The organism is Paenibacillus sp. EB106-04-04-XG159 (genome assembly GCF_058791835.1).
Window position 1 is genome coordinate 286,271 of the sequence record NZ_JBYTDY010000001.1, and the last position, 20,445, is coordinate 306,715.

Here is a 20,445-nt window from a genome sequence, read left to right on the forward strand (position 1 = left end):
CTCCTGTGGGGCGGCAGACCATGAGTCTGCCGTTTCTTGCGGTAAGACAAAGCTAGATAGAGGGTAAACTAAACTTTTGCAGGGGTGGATGAATGTGAGCAACGAACAGCAATCGTATATCGGACCAGAAGGAGTGCTGGCTAAGCGCAAACAGTATTTCTTTCCATGTACCCATCATTTTTATAAGAATCCGCCGCAGATTGTGCGCGGTAAGATGCAGCATCTGTACGATGAGCAGGGAAATGAGTATGTTGATTTCTTTGCTGGTGTTTCAGTCGTGGCGTGCGGCCATTGCAATGAGCAGATTACGGCTAAGACGATTGAGCAGCTGCAGACGCTTCAGCATACGACGACGATTTATTTGACACAGCCGATGGTTGATCTGGCTGAACGGCTCGCCAACGGGGTGCTTCCAGGCAATTTAAAACGCACCTTCTTCTGCAACAGCGGCTCAGAGGCCAATGAAGGCGCGATGCTTCTCGCGCGATTGCATACGAAGAAGCGCGACTTTATCGCGCTTGAATATGGGCTTCATGGCCGTACCTTCCTCACGATGGGAGTAACGGGCATTCCGATGTGGCGCGCGGATGATTACTTAGATCCGGGAGTTACTTTCATCCCTCGTCCATACGATCCAGAGTTGGACCTTGATACAGCAGCGCATCGATCTGTCGATGCTCTTCGCGAGGTTCTTGCTGAGAAGGGGGATACCATCGCGGCTATGATCGTCGAGCCGATCCAAGGCAATGGCGGCATGATTACACCGCCTGACTGGTATTTCCGTGAAGTGAAGACATTGCTGGAGCAGCATGGTGTGCTGTTGATTGCAGATGAGATTCAGACAGGCTTCGGTCGCACGGGTAAAATGTTCGCTATGGAACACTTCGACGTCGTGCCAGACATCATATCGATGGCCAAGGCGCTCGGCAATGGTGTGCCGGTTGCGGCATTCGCAACGACAGATGAGATTGCAGCGAGCTTCAATCGCGCGTCTGCCTCGACATTTGGCGGCAATCCGGTCTCAGCGGTAACCGCTATGGCTGTGCTCGACTATATCGAGCAGGAGCAGCTCATTGAACGCGCGGAACGAGTCGGTGGACGGTTGCTGAATGGGCTGTATGCCCTTCAAGCGAAGCATCCGTACATAACAGATGTGCGCGGCAAAAATCTAATGTGCGGTGCGGAGCTGAGCGGTATGGATGACCAAGCGAGCGCTGCCTTGACGGATGCTGTGTTGGAGAAGATGAAGGATCGCGGCTATATTATCGGCAAGAATGGAATCGGTCGCAATGTGCTAGCTTTCCAGCCTCCGATCATAATGCCTGCTCAGGATGTGGAATCGATGCTGATTGCGCTGGATGAAGTGCTGGCAGAATGCAAAGCAGAGGAGTTCTGATCACGTTATGGAGATGATTCATAAAGTTGTTCATAAGACTCGAATGTTCGGCGAGCTGGTTATGTTTTCGCATACGTTATTTTCACTTCCATTCGCGATCATTGCGATGGTGTGGGCGGCAGAGGGCATTCCTTCAGGCTATGTGCTGCTCTGGTCATTAATCGCGCTGGTTGCTGCGCGCAACGGTGCGAATGCATTTAATCGCCTCGTCGACCGTCAATTCGACGCCGCGAATCCGCGCACAGCTCATCGGCATATGCCGCGCAAGCTGCTGCAGGAGCGTGAAGTGGTCGCGTTCGTTATCATTAACTTTGCGATCTTCATTTTAGCGGCAGGCATGTTAAACACGCTCTGCCTCGTGCTATCGCCGGTGGCCATCGTGCTGATCTGCTCGTACTCGTATACGAAGCGCTTTACGTGGCTCTGCCACCTATATCTCGGCTTCACCATCGCCTCAGCTCCAATCGGCGCATGGTTCGCCGTTACAGGCGAGTTCGCTTTTACGCCATTTGTACTCGGCACTATCGTTATGTTGTGGATTGGCGGCTTCGATATCATCTACGCCACCCAGGATATCGATTTTGACCAAAAGACAGGGTTATGGAGCGTCCCGCGTGTATTCGGATTGGATGATGCATTGTTTATCTCGCGAAGCTTTCACGCCATTATGGTTCTGCTGCTGTTTTCATTGTTCTTCCTTCAGGATCTGGGATGGATCTACCTGGCAGGGATCACCATAGCGACAGTGCTTCTGGCGGTTGAGCACAACATCATCAAGCCATCCAGCCGCAAACGGATGAATGTTGCTTCTTACAACCTAAATCAAGTGATCAGCATGGTTATCTTGTTGTTTACAATGGCGGATTACTTTATAGGATAAAATATTCGAACAAGACGGTTGCTTTGTCTACTAACGACTAGTGGATAGGCAGCCGTCTTTTCGTGTTTTCGTACAGTGCAATAGCTGCAAATACGCACCGACCAGAGTATGTCCCTTCAGGAGAGCGTCACGGTACTCTCCCCTTGGCTCAGAAGGGTACTGAGAAATGGTTCAATAGCTGTTGGTGCGCGATGACCTGATTGATGGGGATAATACCCAAAGGCGCCTGGAGATAGATACATTGTGCTGATGAATCAGTGAAATTTGAATTGCAGGGGATGCACAGCACAGATATGTGATTCTGATTGAAGGGGATAATGCCACGAGGTGTTTGTAAGTACATGAAGCGTGCTTATGGGGTAACAGAATGTGTCTGAGCGCTTAGTTGATGGTAGGCGGAGAATCACTTGTGTGTGAGGTGTATATCCCCTCAGGATAGCGTCATGGTACTCTCCCCTTGGCTCAGAAGGGCACTGAGAAATGGCTCAATAGCTGCTGGTGCGCGATGACCTGATTGAAGGGGATAATGCCACGAGGTGTTTGTAAATAAATGAAGCGTGCTTATGGGGGTAACAGAATGTGTCTGAGCCCCTGTTGGATGAAAGACGGAGAATCACTTGTGTGTGGGTGTATATCCCCTCTAGAGAGCGTCACGGTACTCTCCCCTTGGCTCAGAAGGGTATCGAGCGATGGCTTAATGGCCGCTAGTGCGCGTTGACCTAATTGAGGGGGATAATACCCAAAAGCGCTTGGAGATTGATACATTGTGCTGATGAATCAGTGGAATCTGAATTGCAGAGGATGCACGGCACAGATATGTGATTCTGATTGAAGGGGATAATGCCACGAGGTGTTTGTAAATTCATGAAGCGTGCTCATGGGGGTAACAGAATGTGTCTGAGCCCTTGAATGGATGATATACGGAGAATCGCTTGTGTGTGGTGCATGTCCCCTCAGGAGAGCGTCACGGTACTCTCCCTTTGGCTCAGAAGGGTATTGAGCAATAGCTCAATGGCTGCTGGTACGTGAGGACCTGGCTGCTGGGGATAATGCCACGAGGTGTTTGTAAATACATAAAGCGTGCTAATGGTGTAACAGAATGTGTTGGAGTCCCTGTATGGATGGTAGGCGGAGAATCGCTCGTGAGGTGTATATCTCCTCAGGAGAGCGTCACGGTACTCTCCCCTTGGCTTCGAAGGGTACTTAGCAATGGCTCAATAGCTGTAGGTGCGCGATGACCTGACTGAAGGGGAGAGTACCCGAAGGCGCTTGAAGATGGATACACAGTGTTGATGAATCATTGATATCTGAATTGCAGGGGATGCACAGAACAGATATGTGATTCTGACTGGAGGGGATAACACTCAGATGCGGTAAGCGCAGGGGACTAGGATCAAGTGAGAGCATTTGATATTTGGCGATCTGACTGAAGGGGGTAATACCAAGAGGGACTTGGAGACAGATACATTGTGCGATCAGCATCCTCCACCCATATGAAAGAAGCTGGTCCGTTATCGGACCAGCTCCCTTGAGTATCTTAGTCATGTGCAATTCATGATCTCCAGAGCTAATCTTAACATTAGGATTAGCTCTGCAGCTATACAACTACGATCCGCCAGTGCGGCGACGTTGGTTGTTTGGCTTTTTGTTGTTTTGGGTTACCAGCTTCTTTGTGTTGTTAGCATTAAAGCCGCCTTTTTGGGCCTCTTGTTGTTGTTTCTTCTTAGCGAGCATTTCTTTCATCGCATCGGCTTGACTAACTTTTTTCGGCTCATTGGATTCTGACATTGGTTCCACCTGCCCTATTTATAATGCGCTAGATTTATACACTAACAGACTAACATGTGTTTGCCAAATGGGCAATACAACCTAACACATAACTCTGCATCCAGCATGTTCAAGTCTGAGAGCGACCAGCTAGTTAAGCTACAAGATTGGAGACATCAACCGCGCGACGGATTCCATAAAGCGGTTAAAGAGGCTTCGCTTCTGGTATTGATGCCAATTGATAAGCCGGCTGTCGAGCATATCCTGTTCAAATATACATGCCAGCTGTGTTGCGAATTCCTCATCGTACAAAAAGGCGTTGACTTCAAAATTGAGCTCAAAGCTGCGATGATCCATATTGGCTGTACCGACGGAAGCAGCTTGATTATCGACAACGATCACTTTCGAATGAAGGAAGCCTTTTTCGTAAAAGTAGCATTTTGCTCCTTCACGCAGGAGCTCCGCCAAATAGGCATTGGACGCCCACTGTACGAGTTTGCTGTCACCTTTCAGCGGTATCATAATATGAACATCTATACCAGATTGTATGGCCACCTTCAAGGCATTCAGCACACTGTCATCCGGTACAAGATAAGGAGTCTGCAGATATATTCGATGCTTAGCCTCAAAGATGAGCTTGATCAGACCGTTCTTAATCTGCTGCTTGTCGGAGTCTGGGCCTCCGGATACGATCTGTACTGCGGTGCTGCCTTGTGATTGAATGTCTGGAAAGTAAGTCTTATCGTATGCAGGGTGCTCGTTCGCCGCAATCGACCAATCCAGCAGGAACTGCAACTGCAGTCGGTGGACAGCTTCGCCCTTAAGCATCAGATGCGTATCTCGCCAGAACCCGATTGCGGGGTCCAGACCCAAATATTCATTACCGATGTTGAACCCGCCGACAAAGCCTACCTCGCCGTCAATGACAGCAATCTTGCGATGGTTGCGATAGTTGACGCGAAGATTAAGAAAACGAATTCGTGAAGGGAAGAAGCTATGTACTTCTCCACCTGCTGCAATCAGGTCCTGCAGTGCCTTCTTCTCAAGCTTGGGCGATCCGATGTCGTCGTATAGCAGCCGAACAACCAAGCCTTCTCGGGCCTTATCGGTTAATGCGGCAATAAGCTCGCGACCGGTCTCATCAGAGGCCACTTTATAATAGAGCAAATGAACATGGTTCTTCGCCTTGCGAATCTGCTCAATAAGCAGATCCATCTTCTCGCGCCCATCCGTAATGATGCGGACGTCGTTATCTTGGGACAGCGGGGCGAAGCAGTTGATCAGATTCATATAGATGAGATGCTCGTACTTCTTCACCTCAGGCCGCCGGTATTGGAACTCATCGGACTTAAGCAAGCTGATCTGCTTGTTCAATCCTTCTTGGGCCAATCTCATGGCACTTGGCTTGATCTTATATACTTTATGGCGGGCTAGATTCTGGCCTAGCAAGATGTAAAAAATAAACCCGAATATGGGAATGAATAAGAGCAGCATCAGCCACGCCCAAGTTACCGCAGCATTGCGCCGTTCTAGAAAGACAACAACTAACGCAAATATAAAGTTAAATACAATGAGCCAATTCGATATGATATCCCAGTACTGCACGTAGCCGTCTCCTTTATAGCGTTAATTTTTTGTCACTCGTGAAGTAGGATGTTTGGTTATTATACTAGACTTATCATGAGGTGCATGGAATATTGAATATAAGCAAAAAGCTGCTCAAGAGCAGCGCATGTGCTGGAGGAGCTGTCGAGAAGCTTGAGTTGGATTGTGCTCGTCAAATAACTAGTTAAAAGCCGCTAAAGGGACGCCTTTAGCGGCTGCTCTCAGGTCGAATCATCGTGCAAATGACACTATGTGTTCGTGTTCCAATCTTGTTGGTGTGGTTCCTGCTCCAACGCATATTCGAAATCTTCGATATCGTAAATGGGCACCGGAATCTCGTGCTCGATGATACGCGCGACATACTCTAATTGATCTGTCAGAAGCGGTGCTTGCTCACGCATGGACGTCATAACAAGCTCCGTCTCAATCGGGTCAAAGGCTTCCCCGTAACGCATATTGTCTAGTGCGTTCACGACGATGCAGGAAACATTGTCCTGCAGCAATAAGGGAGCGCTGTTGCGCCAAGGGACGCTTATAGCTCGGTCTAGCTTCTTCTGGTTCAACTCGTTCTCGAAAAATCGGATCAGCGCTTCGATCTGCTGTTTCGCAAACTGATCCTCTTCTGGATCTGGCATCACCCGATCTTCGCTCTGTCTCATCTCGTACAATTCCATAATGGTGGAATAGGGGATGAGAAATTCCACCGGGTGCTTCGGTACGAGCAGGTGACCGTATACGGCTAACATCACCGCTTCAATTACAAACCGACGAGGCTGCACGGTCAATCCTCCTTCTTCCTTCAAAGATGCTGTTATACATGTACATAATAACACCTTGCCCCTTCGCAAGAAAGAGTAAACGGTACAAACGTTATCGATCTTCATGAAAAAGGGCAGTACGAAAAAGAGCCCACCGCGTGGATAGACTCGATCTTCGACATATGGCGTCCTATCTATTAATAAGTGCGTTCTTCAAAATAGTGCCACAGGGTTTGCAGATCGCGATGTGCAGGATAGCTCGATAACTGCTCGCTTATCGTCCAAGCACGCTGCATAAATTCGTGGCTGATGTCAAGCGCGCGAGCCAATGCCCCGCTGTTGCGGATAAGGGCTACCGCTTCATCGAATGCTTCAGGTGAAGAATCGCTGTTAAGCTTGCTTAAGTGACTATGTATCGCTGGGTCATCCATGGCTAGCATGGCAGGGAGTGTAACCTGGCCATTGCGGAGATCCGCTCCAGCGGGCTTACCAAGTTGATCAGATGATTGTTCATAGTCCAATATATCATCACGTATCTGAAAGGCCATGCCTAATTGTTCTCCGAATTGGTAAAGCAGCTTAGCTACTTGAGGTTCAGCGTTGCTTGCCTCTGCTCCGAGTTGAAGGCATGTAGCCATCAACATAGCTGTTTTGTTGCACGTCTTCTCCCAATAGCGATCTAACGTGATAGAGAAGTCATAACGCTGTTCCATCTGCTGGTATTCGCCGATGCACAGCTGTGTTGTCGTGATGACAGCCAGCTTATCGATGTACGACTCCAGATCATTTTTTTGCTTCGTTAACAGCTCTACGACACGGCACATCATATAATTGCCGATATAAACAGCTGTCTGCGTATCTGTCTTTCGATGCAGTGCGGGCTGTCCGCGTCTAGTATCCGCTTGATCGAGGATATCATCGTGAATGAGTGAAGCAGCATGAATAAATTCGCATGCAGCAGCCAGCCTGAATACGTCGTTATTCTCGGGGCTATTGCCGAAACGGCTGCCCACGATCACCATAATAGGGCGCAGACGCTTGCCGCCGGAACGAATTAATTCCAACACATTTTTCGTAACAATGGAACGTGAGCTTAATGAGGTATCATGAGTCACCATACGCTCAAGATCTCGATTAATTCGCTGCATAGATATGTGCAGGTGTTCGGCTAAGGAAAGGCTAGATAACGTCATAAGTCACCTGCTTGAATCGTTGTGGTGGAATATGCCGTCTTGAATATTGCTCCGTCACGAAGCCAACGAATCGTTGATACAGCAAGTCATTGCATCTTGTTTTTTCAGCACGGCGGATCTGAATCTCTTTCATGGTCGAGGCCAGATCTGTGACAAGATCGAGAAATTGATGACGCAAGGCGAACTGCAGATAGAAGCTCTGGAGGAAATCGCCATCCAACACGGCACGAGCTGCGGCCTGCGGGTCTGACGGCAACTGTTCATGCGTTCGCAGCGCCTGCAGCAGCAGCCAGTAACAGCCCAAGAGGACGCACTGGTCGCGCTGTTCCGTCTCATATGCAGTTAAGATATCCGCCATTGCAGCGAGCTCCGGTTGTATGTGCGTCATACTAAGACGGATAGCTGCGTCTTTCGGTAGTTGCTGCTCTAGAAGATGCTGCGTCTCCAGCAAGAGTTGCCGATTCAAGGGAACACCCCGCTTCTCGTGGTCTAATCAAGATGTAGTTAATATAAACAAGTAAAGTAATGTGTAGGATGTACACATTACTTTACTTTTATTGAATGCAATCTATTCTATATACGGATTAGTCGGTGTAAAGGTACCATTTTTTTACGAACGGTATCTTTTTGTATACGCGCTTCAGGCGAGGGTACAAGTAGTAGTCCAGGCCAAGTGTGCTTCCAGCTCCGCCGATAAGCGCGATTGCGCCGAAGACGTACCAGAGCATTTCATAAGGAGCCATACCGGACATGTAGATCATTCCGCCCATCGCAATTGTCCCGATCGATGCAACAGCCGTGAACAGACCGATAATAAGCATTACGCCGAATGCGATTTCCGCGAGTACCATACATGTTTGGAAGATCGTAGCAAGAACTGTATAGCCACCATCAGCTGTATAGAAGAATGTATCCATGGACCAGCTCATGATCTTTTCGATAAAGTCAGGAACAGGCAACGCTTGAACTGCAGTAGCAGCGCCTTCTACGGACGATGCTGCAGAGCTTGCGTCAACAGTATCTTTAACTTCGCCAATAGCTTGTGTCGCTGCAGTTACACCATCAACCGCTTTAGGAGGAATCAAGAAGATATTGTTAGGGTCAGCGATAACTTTGCCAATCTTATTGAGACCTTCAAGCAACCATTTTACACCAATAAAGATACGAAGCGGTACTAGCCAGATGTTAGGTGAGCGCATTGCCAAGTGTCCGCCTACGAAGCTGCGGTTGTTCTTAACTCGGAAGAACTCATGGATCTTATAAGACCAGATCTTATGGAAACCGAGTACTTGCAAGAAGTACACGAAGTTAATCATGTGCTTGAAGAACATAGCTAGGAATCCAGAGCAGTTGAACATTTTGCCTGGCATACCGACAGAAGCTACGCCGTAACGGCCGCCGATACATACCATAGTGCCGTGGAAAGTCGGTTTGTACGACTTCTTCTGGCCGCCCTTGATATCAGCAGTGATGTTGTGTGCAATTGTTCCAGCGGAGTGCTCAGCGTTCTCAACCATTTGAGGTACTGGACGCTCTTCGCCTTCTGGAATGTAGAAGATGTTGTCGCCGACAACATATACATTCTCATGGTCAACGGATTGCAGTTTATCGTTAGTAACGATACGCTTGCGTCCATTTTGTTGAACGTCAAGGTTGCCGACAAGGTCAGAACCTTCAACGCCTGCTGTCCACACAACAGTGTCAGCTTTAAGCTCGCCTTTGTCGCCGAGCAATACGGAATCTTCCGTAACGCCGGTGATCTTCGCGCTAGTGATCATTTCAACGTTCATTTTGCGCAAATATTTTTCGGCTTTCTTAATCAGCTTTTCAGGCAAGATCGGAAGGATCTTCGGTGCCATATCTGCAACAACCAAGCGAACTTCAGACGGTTCGATGTGGAACTCGTGGCAGAGCTCTTCGCGATACTCAGCGATCTCACCGATAAGCTCAACGCCAGTGAAGCCAGCGCCGACAACGACGAAAGTAAGCATTTTTTTGCGAAGCTCAGCATTTGTTTCTTTGGAAGCCTTCGTAAACATGTCGCGAATTTGACGCTTCAATTTCACGGCATCGTCGAAGGACCATAATGTCATCGAATGTTCTTCAGCACCTGGGATACCGAAGAATGTTGGCTTACAGCCAGTACCGATTACGAGGTAGTCGTAATCATAGGATTTGTTCTTACCTGTTAATTTCTGACCATCAAAGTCGATGTTAGCGATGTCGTCCAATACAACATCAACTTTTCGACCTGCAAAGATTTGCTTAAGATCCATTTTGATAGCTTCTTCTTCAACACGGCATGCTGCCACTTCGTGAAGTTCAGTCATCATTGTGTGGTAAGGATGGCGATCGATCAGTTGGATACTAACATCTTTATTGTTGTTAAGACGTTTAGCCAACTTTTTCGCCGTCAGGACGCCGCCATAGCCACCGCCCAATACAACGATCTTTTTCATATTCTTCAGTCACCCCTGAGATATTGGTTGGTAAATGTATAGTATCGGCTTGATTGCGCATGGATGTGCAATCAAGAAGGCAGCTCCGCCACCCAATGAGTGGCGATGAACATAAGAGTAAGTGTCATCGACCTATTAGTGAGTAAGCGGAGCTTCCGTTGTTCAAATCATTATTGCATCAACATTTATTTAGCGTTAGCCAATGCCTCTTTGGACAGGTTAACGAAATCATTTACGTGGATAGATACGCCAGAGATCGCGTCTTGTGTGCCGTCTTCTTTCATAACTATTGCTGCAGGATCTTGCTTCTCAATAAGGTCTGCTTCCATCTTGGAAGCTTGCTCATGCCAGTTCATGCCGTAAGTGCCAGCAATGGATTGAGCTTTCTTAGTGTCGCCGCCATCTTTGTGGATAGCATCCCAGTTAGCAGCTACAATTTTACCGTTGAATACAGTGATATCAACAATGGATTTCCAACCGGATTTCTCTTCGAATTGAGGAGCTTCCGCATGGTATGCACCGTCTTTGTATTGACCTTTTTCTACTGGACCAGCAGTAAGAGCTTTGTCAGCCAATTCTACGAAGTTGTTAGCACTGATGGATACGCCGGATACTGCATCTGTCTTGCCTTCAGCGTTAAGCGTGATTGCTTTAACATCTTGCTTCTCGACCAATGCTTTTTCCAGCAATTCAGCTTGCTCGTGCCACTCGGAAGAAGCGCCGCCAGCTTTCATGCCGTATTTTCCATCTTGGGACAATTTCTTCTTAGTATCGCCAGCTGTTTTAACGTTAGCAGCGTCAAAGTTTACGTTTTCGATCTTGCCGCCTTTAACATCGAGCTGAATCATGTACATCCAGCCTTTGTCGTCTGGCTCAGCTTGTGCATAGTAGTTGCCGTCTTTCAAGGCAGCTTGCTCGGTGCCTGTTTTTTCTGTATTTGCTCCTGTGTTAGGTGTTTCTTCTTTCGCACCGCATCCGACCAAGATACCAAATGCCATAACTGCTGTAAGCAGAATCGCAAGTTTCTTTTTCATGACGTACCTCCACCTTCTCCTCTTTGATCTTTTTAAAAAGTACTTTGTGAAAATTTTATCTAACTCGTTGCAAAGTTTATTGTATCATTTTTTCACAAAGATTCAAGTGTATATGAGTAGGAAAATGATACGGATCCTTTATTTCGTAATCATTGTTTGCAGAAATGTCAAATTTTAAATAACTAAAAGTTATGGTAAATATAGGGTTTTATATAGTGAGACCATTATATATAATGAACGTATTTACATATATTCATTAATGTCAATTCGAATCGAAACATACCTGGGTATCGTCGTAGTGTGTCGGTAAAGCATCGCTTATTTTTCGCTTAAACCACTAGAAATCAACAAACAGACAATTGAGGTGTGAATATGCAAGCCAAAGACGTAGTTCTCGGACTGCTCATGCAAGGACCGAAGTCTGGATACGATATTAAGCAGGAGTATGAAATAAGTCTGAACCATTTCTTTGATGCAAGTTACGGTTCGGTGTATCCTACACTGAAGCAGCTAGAAAAATTAGGTTACATTATAAAGGAATTAATAGTCCAGGAAGGCAAGCCCAATAAGAATATCTATTCGATAACGGAATCCGGCAGGGAACACTTTATGAACTATATGAATTCTCCTGTACAGAGTGATATTATTCGATCAGATATACTAGCAAGGCTGTTCTTCGGCAAATATACGGATGATGAGCGGCTTGTTTCCCACCTTGAAGAAGCTGTTGAGCTGCGCAAGAAGTATCTGTCTCAGCTTGAAGACATATACGAGAACCTCAAGCACCAGCTGTCCAAACCTCGAGTGATCTCCATGCAATTCGGGATTAAAGATTATCGCGCGCAGGTTGAAGTGTTGGAACAGAGCATCAGCTATATGAAAACGGATAATCATCCGGTTGATTACTGGGATTAAGCGATTGGCATTATGATCTCCCTGTGCTAGAATATTTAGATTGTGCCTGCAGTCGCAGCAGGCTCCGCGGTTCGTAACCATCCCGCGTTATCAAAACTAAAGGGGAGCATCAAATTATGTATAATGCGATATGGGGCGTACTGTTCGTGTTAGTGAACTTTGCGTTCTTCTTGGCTTGTTACCGCATATTCGGCAAGTTTGGTCTGTATGCATGGATTGGGGTAATGACGGTATTAGCCAATATTCAAGTAACCAAGAACATTGAGATGTTTGGCATCGTAATGACCTTAGGGAATACGGCCAACGCTTCCTTGTTCTTAACTACAGACCTATTGAATGAGAGATACGGTCCAAAGGAAGCGAAGCGTGCGGTATGGTTCGGCTTCTTCACGTTAATTATGACGACCGTTATTATGCAGATGGTTCTGCAGTTCACGCCGCATGAGAGCGACTTAGCTCAAGAATCGCTGCAAACGATCTTCGGGATCATGCCGCAGATCGTAGCCGGAAGCTTGAGTGCTTACTTCGTCAGTCAATTCCTTGACGTTAGGCTGTTCAGTGTTATCAAGGCGAAGTACGGCAAGAAGAATCAACTGTGGATTCGAAGCAATGCGAGTACAGGGCTGAGCCAGTTAGCCGATTCGTTCGTATTCTGCTCGATTGCCTTCATGGGTGTGTATGAATGGGATGTGTGGTTTGAGATCTTCATTACTACCTATCTGATTAAATTAATCATATCCGTAGCCTCCACACCATTCTTGTATCTGGCGCGCAGCTTCACGGTTAATGAAGAAAAGTTCTGATAATTCGATGATGTAAGTACGTACATTAATATATAGCGGCATTAATTACAGGCATTAATTACCCTATTTGATTATGTTAAATTTGAAATTACTGGACTTTCCTTAAAACCGATACTATAATGACACAAGAACCAAGTTTACCGATGAACAATTGAATAGCACGCTAGGGGAGCTGGGATTTGGCCGGCTGAGATTGTATCCCAATAAGATACCGACCCTTCACCTGATCTGGGTAATGCCAGCGTAGGAAAGACGTGATATGTGTGCTTGCCATACATCCCGTGCCGAATTCTGTATAGATGAGGCGAATTCATAACTATTATCTTAGTCGTTAACGGCTTGCTATATGCACAGTGATTGTGCGTAGATGAGGCGGTTTGACGGATTGTGTGTGATGAGCGGGTTGCCGGGTTCCCGGTATAGGCAAGCAGTACTCTCCATGAACATACGCTACGGTTAAGCGCCCTTACAGGGGCGCTTTTTTTGTGCGATATAAACAAGACATACAACCGGGCTTACAGCATTGCGGTCGATAAGTGCGAACTTCAACCTCGTTCGTCGGAAATGGTTACTAATGCGCTCTGCACAATAAGCAGGGAAGCATATACAGAAAAGTTGGAGGGGTATCGGCTATGAAACAGACAAGACATGCTTTAAGGAAGAGCGCTTTGCTGCTCATTGTCATGATGATGATCACAACGGCGCTAACAGGCTGTGGCGGGAATGGGACAACAGAAGGCACCACGGAAGGCAACAAGGATGCAGCGAAGGAAGGAAATGAGCTGCGCAAGGTTCAGATGGTGCTCGATTGGACGCCAAACACGAATCACACAGGGATCTTTGTCGCGCAGGAGAACGGCTATTTTAAAGAGCAGGGGCTTGAGGTTGAGATTATTCAGCCCGGCGGTGGCGGTGCGGATCAGATGGTTGCGAGCGGGGAGATCCCATTTGGCATAAGCGTCCAAGAGAATGTCACGCAAGCTAGATCGCAGAATGTACCGATCGTATCGATAGCGGCTATCATTCAGCATAATACGTCCGGATTCGCTGCGCCGAAGTCGAAGAACATTAAGTCACCGAAGGACTTTGAAGGCAAGACTTACGGCGGCTGGGGATCGCCTGTAGAGCAAGCTATTATTCGTTCAATCATGCAGACTGAAGGCGCGGACTTCGATAAAGTGAAAAATGTAAGCATAGGCAATGCGGATTATTTTACGGCTGTGAAGAAGGATATTGACTTCGCGTGGATCTTCTACGCGTGGACAGGAATCGAGGCGGAGCTTCGCAACGAGCCGGTCGACATGATCTATGTGAATCAATTTTCCGACAAATTGGATTACTACACGCCTGTAATCATAACGAACGAGAAGACGATCAAGGAAGATCCAGAGCTAATCAAGTCGTTCATGGCGGCTGTGTCGAAGGGCTATGAATTCGCGATCGATCATCCGGAGGAAGCGGCTGACCTGCTTCTTAAGGCCGTTCCGGATCTCGATAAAGAGTTAGTCCATGCGAGCCAGAAGTGGCTGAGTCCGAAGTATAAGGACGATGCTCCGCGCTGGGGCGAGCAGAAGCGGGAAGTATGGGAAAACTATACGAACTGGATGACTGAAAACAAGCTGATGGAGCAGACAATTGATGTAGACAAAGCATTTACGAACGATTATCTGCCGCAATCATAAATCGATATTATCGAATAAGGGAGAGACTAAAATGGCAAATAGCTTAGTGAGCATTCAGATTATTCCGAAAACACCGAACGGTGAGAATTCGATACCTTATGTCGATCGCGCGATTGAGATCATTAAGGCTTCGGGTGTAGCGTATCAAGTGAACCCGCTTGAAACGACAATGGAAGGCGACATGAACGAATTGCTTGGCGTTATTGCACAGATGAATGAAGCCATGATCGAGATGGGCTGCGGCAGCGTTATTTCGCAGATCAAGGTTTGTTATAAGCCTAGCGGTATTACGATGAATGAGTTAACGGAGAAGCATCGGCCATGACCAGACGCCGTTGGTCGCAAGCGGGGCCGCCCATTGTGGCGGTCCTGCTTCTTCTTGTGTTGTGGCAGCTTGGAGTAATGGTGTTTGATGTAGAGAAATACATTCTCCCGAGTCCCATTGATGTTGCGCGTGAAGCTTGGATTAACGCTCCATCCTTACTGCGTCACACTTGGGCCACGCTGCAGCTGACATTGATTGGGTTTGTGATCGGCTCACTATTCGGTTTATTGGTAGCGATGCTTCTTCATCCGTTTCCACTCGTCAAGCGCGCGCTGTATCCGCTCATCATCGTGAGCCAGAACGTGCCTACCATAGCGCTGCTGCCGCTCTTGATGATCTGGTTCGGGTTCGGCATGCTTCCGAAGATCGTCGTCATTACGCTCGTCTGCTTCTTTCCTATCACGATCGCGACGATGGATGGCCTCATGCAGACCGACCGCACGATGCTTCGCTACATGCGAATGGCTGGAGCAACTCGGTCACAGCTGTTCTGGAAGCTGGAGCTTCCGTCAGCGCTGCCTTCTCTCTTCTCTGGTCTAAAAATAGCTGCTACATACAGCGTGATGAGTTCCATTGTGGCGGAGTGGCTTGGCACGGATAAAGGGATTGGCTACTATATGACCTTGCAGAAGGCGGCCTATCGTACAGATCGCATGTTTGTTGCGATATTAATCGTGGTCGTCATGAGCATAACGTTATTCTCGATCGTGCAAGTTGTAGAACGCCGTGTCATCCACTGGCAGGCGCAGCGCTCAGAGCAGGCAGAGGAGTAGGAGGTGACGCAGATGAGCACGTCAACAGCAAATGGACAGCTGAGCGCGAATGGGCTGCATTCCGCAGGAGGGCGAGCTCCTGAGCAAGCCGGGGGTTCTTCCAGCGGTGTGGCCGCGCTTGAAGTAATAGATGTATGTATGTCTTTCGCGGGAGCGAAGGAGCAGGTGCCGGTGCTGGATGGACTGTCCCTGCGAGTGGAGCAGGGGCAGTTCGTATCCATCATCGGACCGTCTGGTTCGGGGAAGAGCACGCTGTTTCACCTCGTCGGCGGGCTGGTGAAGCCGACCGCAGGCGATATTCGCATTCACGGTGACTCCGTCATCGGTCAGACGGGTCACGTGAGCTATATGCCGCAGCAGCCGGCACTATTTCCGTGGCGCACGGTGGAGGACAATGTCATCCTGGCGCAGGAATTGACCGGCCGCAGCAAGAAGGAGCTGCGCCAAGAGGCACAGGCGTGGCTCGCCAATGTCGGCCTTCAAGGCTACGAGAAGGCCTATCCGCACACGCTGTCCGGCGGGATGCAGCAGCGTGCAGCTTTCTTGCGGGCGCTGCTCAGCCCGCAGGAGCTGATGCTGCTCGACGAGCCGTTCAGCGCGCTCGACGCGCTGACACGCGGCGAGATGCAGGGCTGGTTGCTCGCGCAGTGGGAGAAGCACCGCCGCTCGGTGCTGTTCGTCACGCACAGCATCGAGGAAGCGCTGCTGCTGTCGGACGTCGTATACGTCCTGACAGCTCGGCCAGCGCGGGTGCTCGAGCGCGTTGTGGTGCCGTTCGCGCGTCCGCGGCGGCAGGATCTGACGCTCGAGCCCGCATTCAGCGAGCTGAAGCAGCGCATAGGCGAGCTGTTGCGCTAGGGCGCAGGGCAGATGCCTCTTGCATCTATAACACTTGCATAAGCTTTATAAACGAAGGAGCTGCCTTACAGGTCATCCAACGATCTCAAGCGAGATCATGCAGATGGCGAGAGGGCAGCTACTATTGCTGTGTACGTTGCAGAGCTTTTTACTTTTAAGGTCTTTCTAATAGAAGAAAGCTGCAACACTCTATGCTACGTGAATAAAATCACATAAAATTCTGGTAACATAGGATACATTTATTATACTGTTTTTTTAACTATTCAATTTTTGATATGACATCAAGTTATGACAAATATGAAGAGTAGGTATTGAAGCAGCACTCACAACGACTATACATTCAAAGGAGACAACATGTGAATGAAATCAACACGTACGAAGCTTTGTCTGCTCGTGATCTCTGCTATGATGGCACTATCCCTGATGGGCTGCTCCAGTACGAAAGACGCGGCTCAAGCGGAGCCGAGCCAAACAGAAACAACCAGTAATGCAAATGCGAATGATAAACCAGATTCCACTTCTAGTGCTTCGGCGGGACAAGTAAAGACTACAGATCTCGAATGGACCGCACAACCTAAGCTAGGACTCATAAAGGGCGATTACTATAAGATCGAAGAACGTTTCAGACAGGGCCACCTCGGGACCTTGGAAGCTGTGAAGAACGGCGATGAGCTCGTTCATGTGGAATTCAATGAAATAACTCGTCCTAACTATTATAATCGCTACTATCAGAATGTGTCCAAGCGTTGGTCCGCTTACAACTTCACGATGGGTGAAGCGAAAGGCGCAGCATGGATTCAAGGAGTTCTGAAGGCGGAGGAGCAAATGCTTACCGAGCAGCGACTAACGGGTGAATTCGACACCGTATCCGGCGCGTCCAACAGCATCAATCAATCGATGGTGCCGCTCGCTGAGAAGCTCGCTCCATCTCTCGAGCAAGTAAGCGGTGAGAAATACTACGGTATCGCTGAGGAGCTTGGCGGCGGCTTGACTGGCCGTTTGCAGGTTGTTGTGAAGGATGGCAAGATTATCGATCTTCGCTATGACGAGATCTTCGCCGATTCCCCGGACGATATTGAAGATCCGAAGCTTAAGCAATTCTATAGACAGTCCAAGTACGAGAGCGTGGACTACGATGAGCCTTCCCGCATCGGCTTCAACGTTCAGATGGATGAGCTGAAGAAGAAAGTGCTCGAAACGCAGGACATGCTTGATCTGACAGGTCTTCCTGCAATCGAGGATTCCGGTGATTATGGCAAGAGCGGATATACAACTCGCAACACGGCGTGGGATAACTACCTCGAGCTTGCGGAGAAGCTGCTTGCTGAGATGAAGGCGGATGGAGTACTGAAGTAATCATTAACAATAAATAGCGTTAAAAAGTAAAATGGCTGCGCTAAGTCACATTCCATGACTTCGGTGCAGCCTTTCTTGCATATCTCGATCAATCTACGAACATGGCTCATTTAGAACAACGTAAGCTGCCGATCTCCGTAACCGTGCTTATAGGCATCGACTATATCCTGCATGCGGTACAGAATGCCAAGTCGGTCACATTCGCCAGAAAATAACTTCCACAGCTCCTTCGCACGAGGAGATGAGCATTCATACGAGTTGCCATATTGCTGAATGTACTTATATTTGAGTCCCGGAAATTTCTCGTCCAGCTTGTTATAGTACCAATCCCGCTGATTGTTTCGTAGCGTCATGCCGAATGCGGGGTATATGAATCTAGCTCCATGCTCTGCGGCGCGAGTGATGATCCCTTGAATGTTCTCCGCATTGTCCTCGAGAAATGGCAGCACGGGCATCAACAGTATGCCTGCAAAGATTCCTTGGTCAGCCATCTGCTTGATGGCGGCAAATCTCTTGGAGGAGACGGCCACATGCGGCTCGATCTTCCTACAGAGCTCATCATCGACAGTCGTGATCGTTACCTTCACGATAACGGGAGAATGCTCCTGTATACGTTGAAGAACATCGATATCTCTCGTAATGAGGTCGCTCTTCGTCGCAATCGCCACTCCAAATTGATACCGATCCAGATACTCCAGCGCTTGTCGAGTTAGCCGATGCTTCTTTTCAAACGGATTATACGGGTCAGACATCGAGCCTGTCCCGACCACACCGGTATTGCGTTTCCGTTTCAGATTATCTTTAACGAGTTCAGGGGCGTTCTCCTTCGCTCTTACGGTATCAAAATTGTCAATCCCATAGCAATCGCTGCGGCTGTCGCAATAGATGCACCCGTGGTTGCACCCTCTATAGATGTTCATCGTGTAGTCTGTGCTAAACCATTCTGAACTTTTCGTCTTCGTAATCATTGATTTCGCAGGTATGAATTCCATCCTGAACACCCCCTTGTGACGAAGCATAACAACATTATGCCACATGCAACTTGACAGCTATGTGTCATATTTATCACGGGCCGCACATCTCTTATATAGGGTGCGGCAAGCAAAGAGCCCCAAGTCAACATGAATGACTTGGGGCTCTGTATACGTGCCTGCGAGGCTACAACACCATCGCCGCGATGAAGCCGAAGATAAGGAGCGGGACGTTGTAGTGCAGGAAGGTCGGCACGCAAGTGTCCCATATATGGTCGTGCTGGCCGTCGACCGCAAGACCTGAGGTCGGACCGAGCGTGCTGTCTGACGCCGGCGACCCGGCGTCGCCGAGCGCCGCGGCCGTACCGATCAGCGCCACGGTCGCGAGCGTGCTGAAGCCAAGCTCGAGGCTGAGCGGCACGAACACGGTCGCGATGATCGGAATCGTCGAGAACGACGAGCCGATGCCGAGCGTGACGAGCAGCCCGATCGCGAGCATGAGTATCGCCGCTAAGGCGCGGTTGTCGCCAACCAGGCCGACACAGGCCTGGACGAGCGACTCGATGCCGCCAGTCGCGCGCAGCACGGCGGCATATCCTGCGGCGGACATCATCACGAAGCCGATGTACGCCATCTGACGCATGCCGCTGGTGAAGACGCGCTCCGCGCGTTGGAGCGGCATGATGCGGCCGAGCAGCAGGACAGCGAGACCTGCTGCCGCGCCGTAAATCATTGAGCCTGTGCCAAGCTGCAGGGCAAGCATGGCTGCGATCGAGAGCAGCCCGGTCCATGTCATCCGGGCGGGAGGGACTTCCCGCGCGTCATCCGCGCGGTTATCGGAAACTGCCGACGACGTATACGGCAGCTCCTTGTATGTTCTCGCCTTCCGATAGGTGAATAGGATCGAGATCAATAGCCCAGTTAACATGCCGAGCGCGGGCAGAAGCATCGCCTTAGGCAGAATGGATGCATCCACGGGCAGCCCGTTCTGTGTGATGTTGCTGGCTACCGTCTCGTGAAAGATAGAGCCGAAGCCGACAGGCAGCAGCATGTAGGGCGTGATCAAGCCAAAGGTTAAAGCGCTGGCCACCGCGCGGCGGTCGATATGCATCATGTTGAACAGCTGCAATAACGGCGGGATCAGCACTGGAATAAAAGCGATGTGAACAGGTATCGCATTTTGTGAGAGCGATGCAATGCCTGCAATCGCAAGCAGCAGACCAATACGGGAAGCCGCATTCGCCTTGACGGAGGCTTGTTTGCCCCCGACTAGCTTGACAACACCTTGAACGAATCGTTCTGGCAGCCCGGTTTCGGTTAATCCAGCGGCATATGCGCCCAGCAGAGCATAGCTGAGTGCTATAGAGGCGTTGTCTGTAATTCCTCCGGTAAATGTATCTATGGTATGCGTGAGGCCCAGCCCAGCGATCAATCCGGCGACTAAGGTTGCAGCCAGCATCGAAAATACAACTTGAACACGGCATAAACTCAATATAAATAGTGCGGCTAACGATAGTAATACTGCGCTCATCTGAATGTCACCCTAACTAGTTCGAAATGTTTTACTATAATATCTAATTAAAACATTAACGCTTTACCAAAACAACGTGAAATATATGTAAGACAATGTAACTTTATTGAAAACAGCCGCCACAACACAAAATATTTCC

Annotated in this window: 18 protein-coding genes and 1 riboswitch; of the genes, 9 read left to right on the forward strand and 9 right to left on the reverse strand. The window is 48.8% G+C overall.

The window, feature by feature from the left end; genetic code table 11:
- The first annotated feature begins 94 nt into the window (after positions 1-94).
- The gene (locus tag AC3WTP_RS01300; protein WP_492392770.1) at positions 95-1,396 is read left to right on the forward strand and encodes an aspartate aminotransferase family protein; all 1,302 of its coding nucleotides are present in this window, start codon (positions 95-97) and stop codon (positions 1,394-1,396) included.
- 7 nt (positions 1,397-1,403) lie between these two features.
- Positions 1,404-2,276 (forward strand): UbiA-like polyprenyltransferase, encoded by an 873-nt coding sequence (locus AC3WTP_RS01305; RefSeq protein WP_492392771.1) that lies wholly within the window; start codon positions 1,404-1,406, stop codon positions 2,274-2,276.
- Between the two features lie 1,605 nt (positions 2,277-3,881).
- Here AC3WTP_RS01305 and AC3WTP_RS01310 read toward each other — a convergent pair.
- From AC3WTP_RS01310 to AC3WTP_RS01340, 7 genes are all read right to left on the reverse strand, one after another.
- A complete protein-coding gene (locus tag AC3WTP_RS01310; RefSeq protein ID WP_492392772.1) occupies positions 3,882-4,064 on the reverse strand; it encodes a hypothetical protein in 183 nt (60 codons plus the stop codon).
- Between the two features lie 138 nt (positions 4,065-4,202).
- The gene (gene cls / locus AC3WTP_RS01315; RefSeq protein ID WP_492392773.1) at positions 4,203-5,648 is read right to left on the reverse strand and encodes a cardiolipin synthase; all 1,446 of its coding nucleotides are present in this window, start codon (positions 5,646-5,648) and stop codon (positions 4,203-4,205) included.
- A gap of 248 nt (positions 5,649-5,896) precedes the next feature.
- On the reverse strand, positions 5,897-6,427 hold the full coding sequence (locus AC3WTP_RS01320) for an ADP-heptose synthase (RefSeq protein ID WP_492392774.1): 531 nt from the start codon (positions 6,425-6,427) through the stop codon (positions 5,897-5,899).
- 176 nt (positions 6,428-6,603) lie between these two features.
- On the reverse strand, positions 6,604-7,599 hold the full coding sequence (locus tag AC3WTP_RS01325) for a polyprenyl synthetase family protein (RefSeq protein WP_492392775.1): 996 nt from the start codon (positions 7,597-7,599) through the stop codon (positions 6,604-6,606).
- Entirely contained in the window at positions 7,586-8,065 is a 480-nt protein-coding gene (locus tag AC3WTP_RS01330; RefSeq protein WP_492392776.1) for an adenylate kinase and related kinase, read from the reverse strand. The genes AC3WTP_RS01325 and AC3WTP_RS01330 overlap by 14 nt, the downstream gene beginning before the upstream one ends.
- A gap of 118 nt (positions 8,066-8,183) precedes the next feature.
- A complete protein-coding gene (locus tag AC3WTP_RS01335) occupies positions 8,184-10,058 on the reverse strand; it encodes an FAD-dependent oxidoreductase (RefSeq protein WP_492392777.1) in 1,875 nt (624 codons plus the stop codon).
- Between the two features lie 185 nt (positions 10,059-10,243).
- Positions 10,244-11,092, reverse strand: coding sequence for an FMN-binding protein (locus AC3WTP_RS01340; RefSeq protein ID WP_492392778.1), 849 nt, complete (start codon positions 11,090-11,092; stop codon positions 10,244-10,246).
- A gap of 372 nt (positions 11,093-11,464) precedes the next feature.
- On the opposite strand from AC3WTP_RS01340, the gene AC3WTP_RS01345 reads away from it, so the two are divergent.
- The 7 genes from AC3WTP_RS01345 (at position 11,465) to AC3WTP_RS01375 (ending at position 17,804) form a co-directional block, all read left to right on the forward strand.
- Positions 11,465-12,007: a PadR family transcriptional regulator gene (locus AC3WTP_RS01345; protein WP_492392779.1), complete on the forward strand. Its 543-nt coding sequence runs from the start codon at positions 11,465-11,467 to the stop codon at positions 12,005-12,007.
- Positions 12,008-12,123: 116 nt separating this feature from the next.
- Entirely contained in the window at positions 12,124-12,810 is a 687-nt protein-coding gene (locus tag AC3WTP_RS01350; RefSeq protein ID WP_492392780.1) for a queuosine precursor transporter, read from the forward strand.
- A gap of 155 nt (positions 12,811-12,965) precedes the next feature.
- Positions 12,966-13,078: riboswitch (TPP riboswitch) on the forward strand.
- A 364-nt stretch (positions 13,079-13,442) separates the two neighbouring features.
- The gene (locus AC3WTP_RS01355) at positions 13,443-14,492 is read left to right on the forward strand and encodes an ABC transporter substrate-binding protein (RefSeq protein ID WP_492392781.1); all 1,050 of its coding nucleotides are present in this window, start codon (positions 13,443-13,445) and stop codon (positions 14,490-14,492) included.
- Between the two features lie 31 nt (positions 14,493-14,523).
- Positions 14,524-14,817, forward strand: a complete 294-nt coding sequence (locus AC3WTP_RS01360; RefSeq protein ID WP_492392782.1) for a thiamine-binding protein — start codon at positions 14,524-14,526, stop codon at positions 14,815-14,817.
- A complete protein-coding gene (locus tag AC3WTP_RS01365; RefSeq protein WP_492392783.1) occupies positions 14,814-15,590 on the forward strand; it encodes an ABC transporter permease in 777 nt (258 codons plus the stop codon). Before AC3WTP_RS01360 ends, AC3WTP_RS01365 begins: the two co-directional genes overlap by 4 nt.
- Positions 15,591-15,644: 54 nt before the next feature.
- The gene (locus AC3WTP_RS01370; RefSeq protein WP_492392957.1) at positions 15,645-16,448 is read left to right on the forward strand and encodes an ABC transporter ATP-binding protein; all 804 of its coding nucleotides are present in this window, start codon (positions 15,645-15,647) and stop codon (positions 16,446-16,448) included.
- A gap of 360 nt (positions 16,449-16,808) precedes the next feature.
- A complete protein-coding gene (locus AC3WTP_RS01375; RefSeq protein ID WP_492392784.1) occupies positions 16,809-17,804 on the forward strand; it encodes a hypothetical protein in 996 nt (331 codons plus the stop codon).
- A 110-nt stretch (positions 17,805-17,914) separates the two neighbouring features.
- On the opposite strand, the gene AC3WTP_RS01380 is transcribed toward AC3WTP_RS01375, so the two are convergent.
- Together AC3WTP_RS01380 and AC3WTP_RS01385 are read right to left on the reverse strand one after the other, a co-directional pair.
- A complete protein-coding gene (locus AC3WTP_RS01380; RefSeq protein ID WP_492392785.1) occupies positions 17,915-18,796 on the reverse strand; it encodes an SPL family radical SAM protein in 882 nt (293 codons plus the stop codon).
- Positions 18,797-18,962: 166 nt separating this feature from the next.
- Positions 18,963-20,306, reverse strand: a complete 1,344-nt coding sequence (locus tag AC3WTP_RS01385; protein WP_492392786.1) for a Na+/H+ antiporter family protein — start codon at positions 20,304-20,306, stop codon at positions 18,963-18,965.
- Between the last annotated feature and the right edge of the window lie 139 nt (positions 20,307-20,445).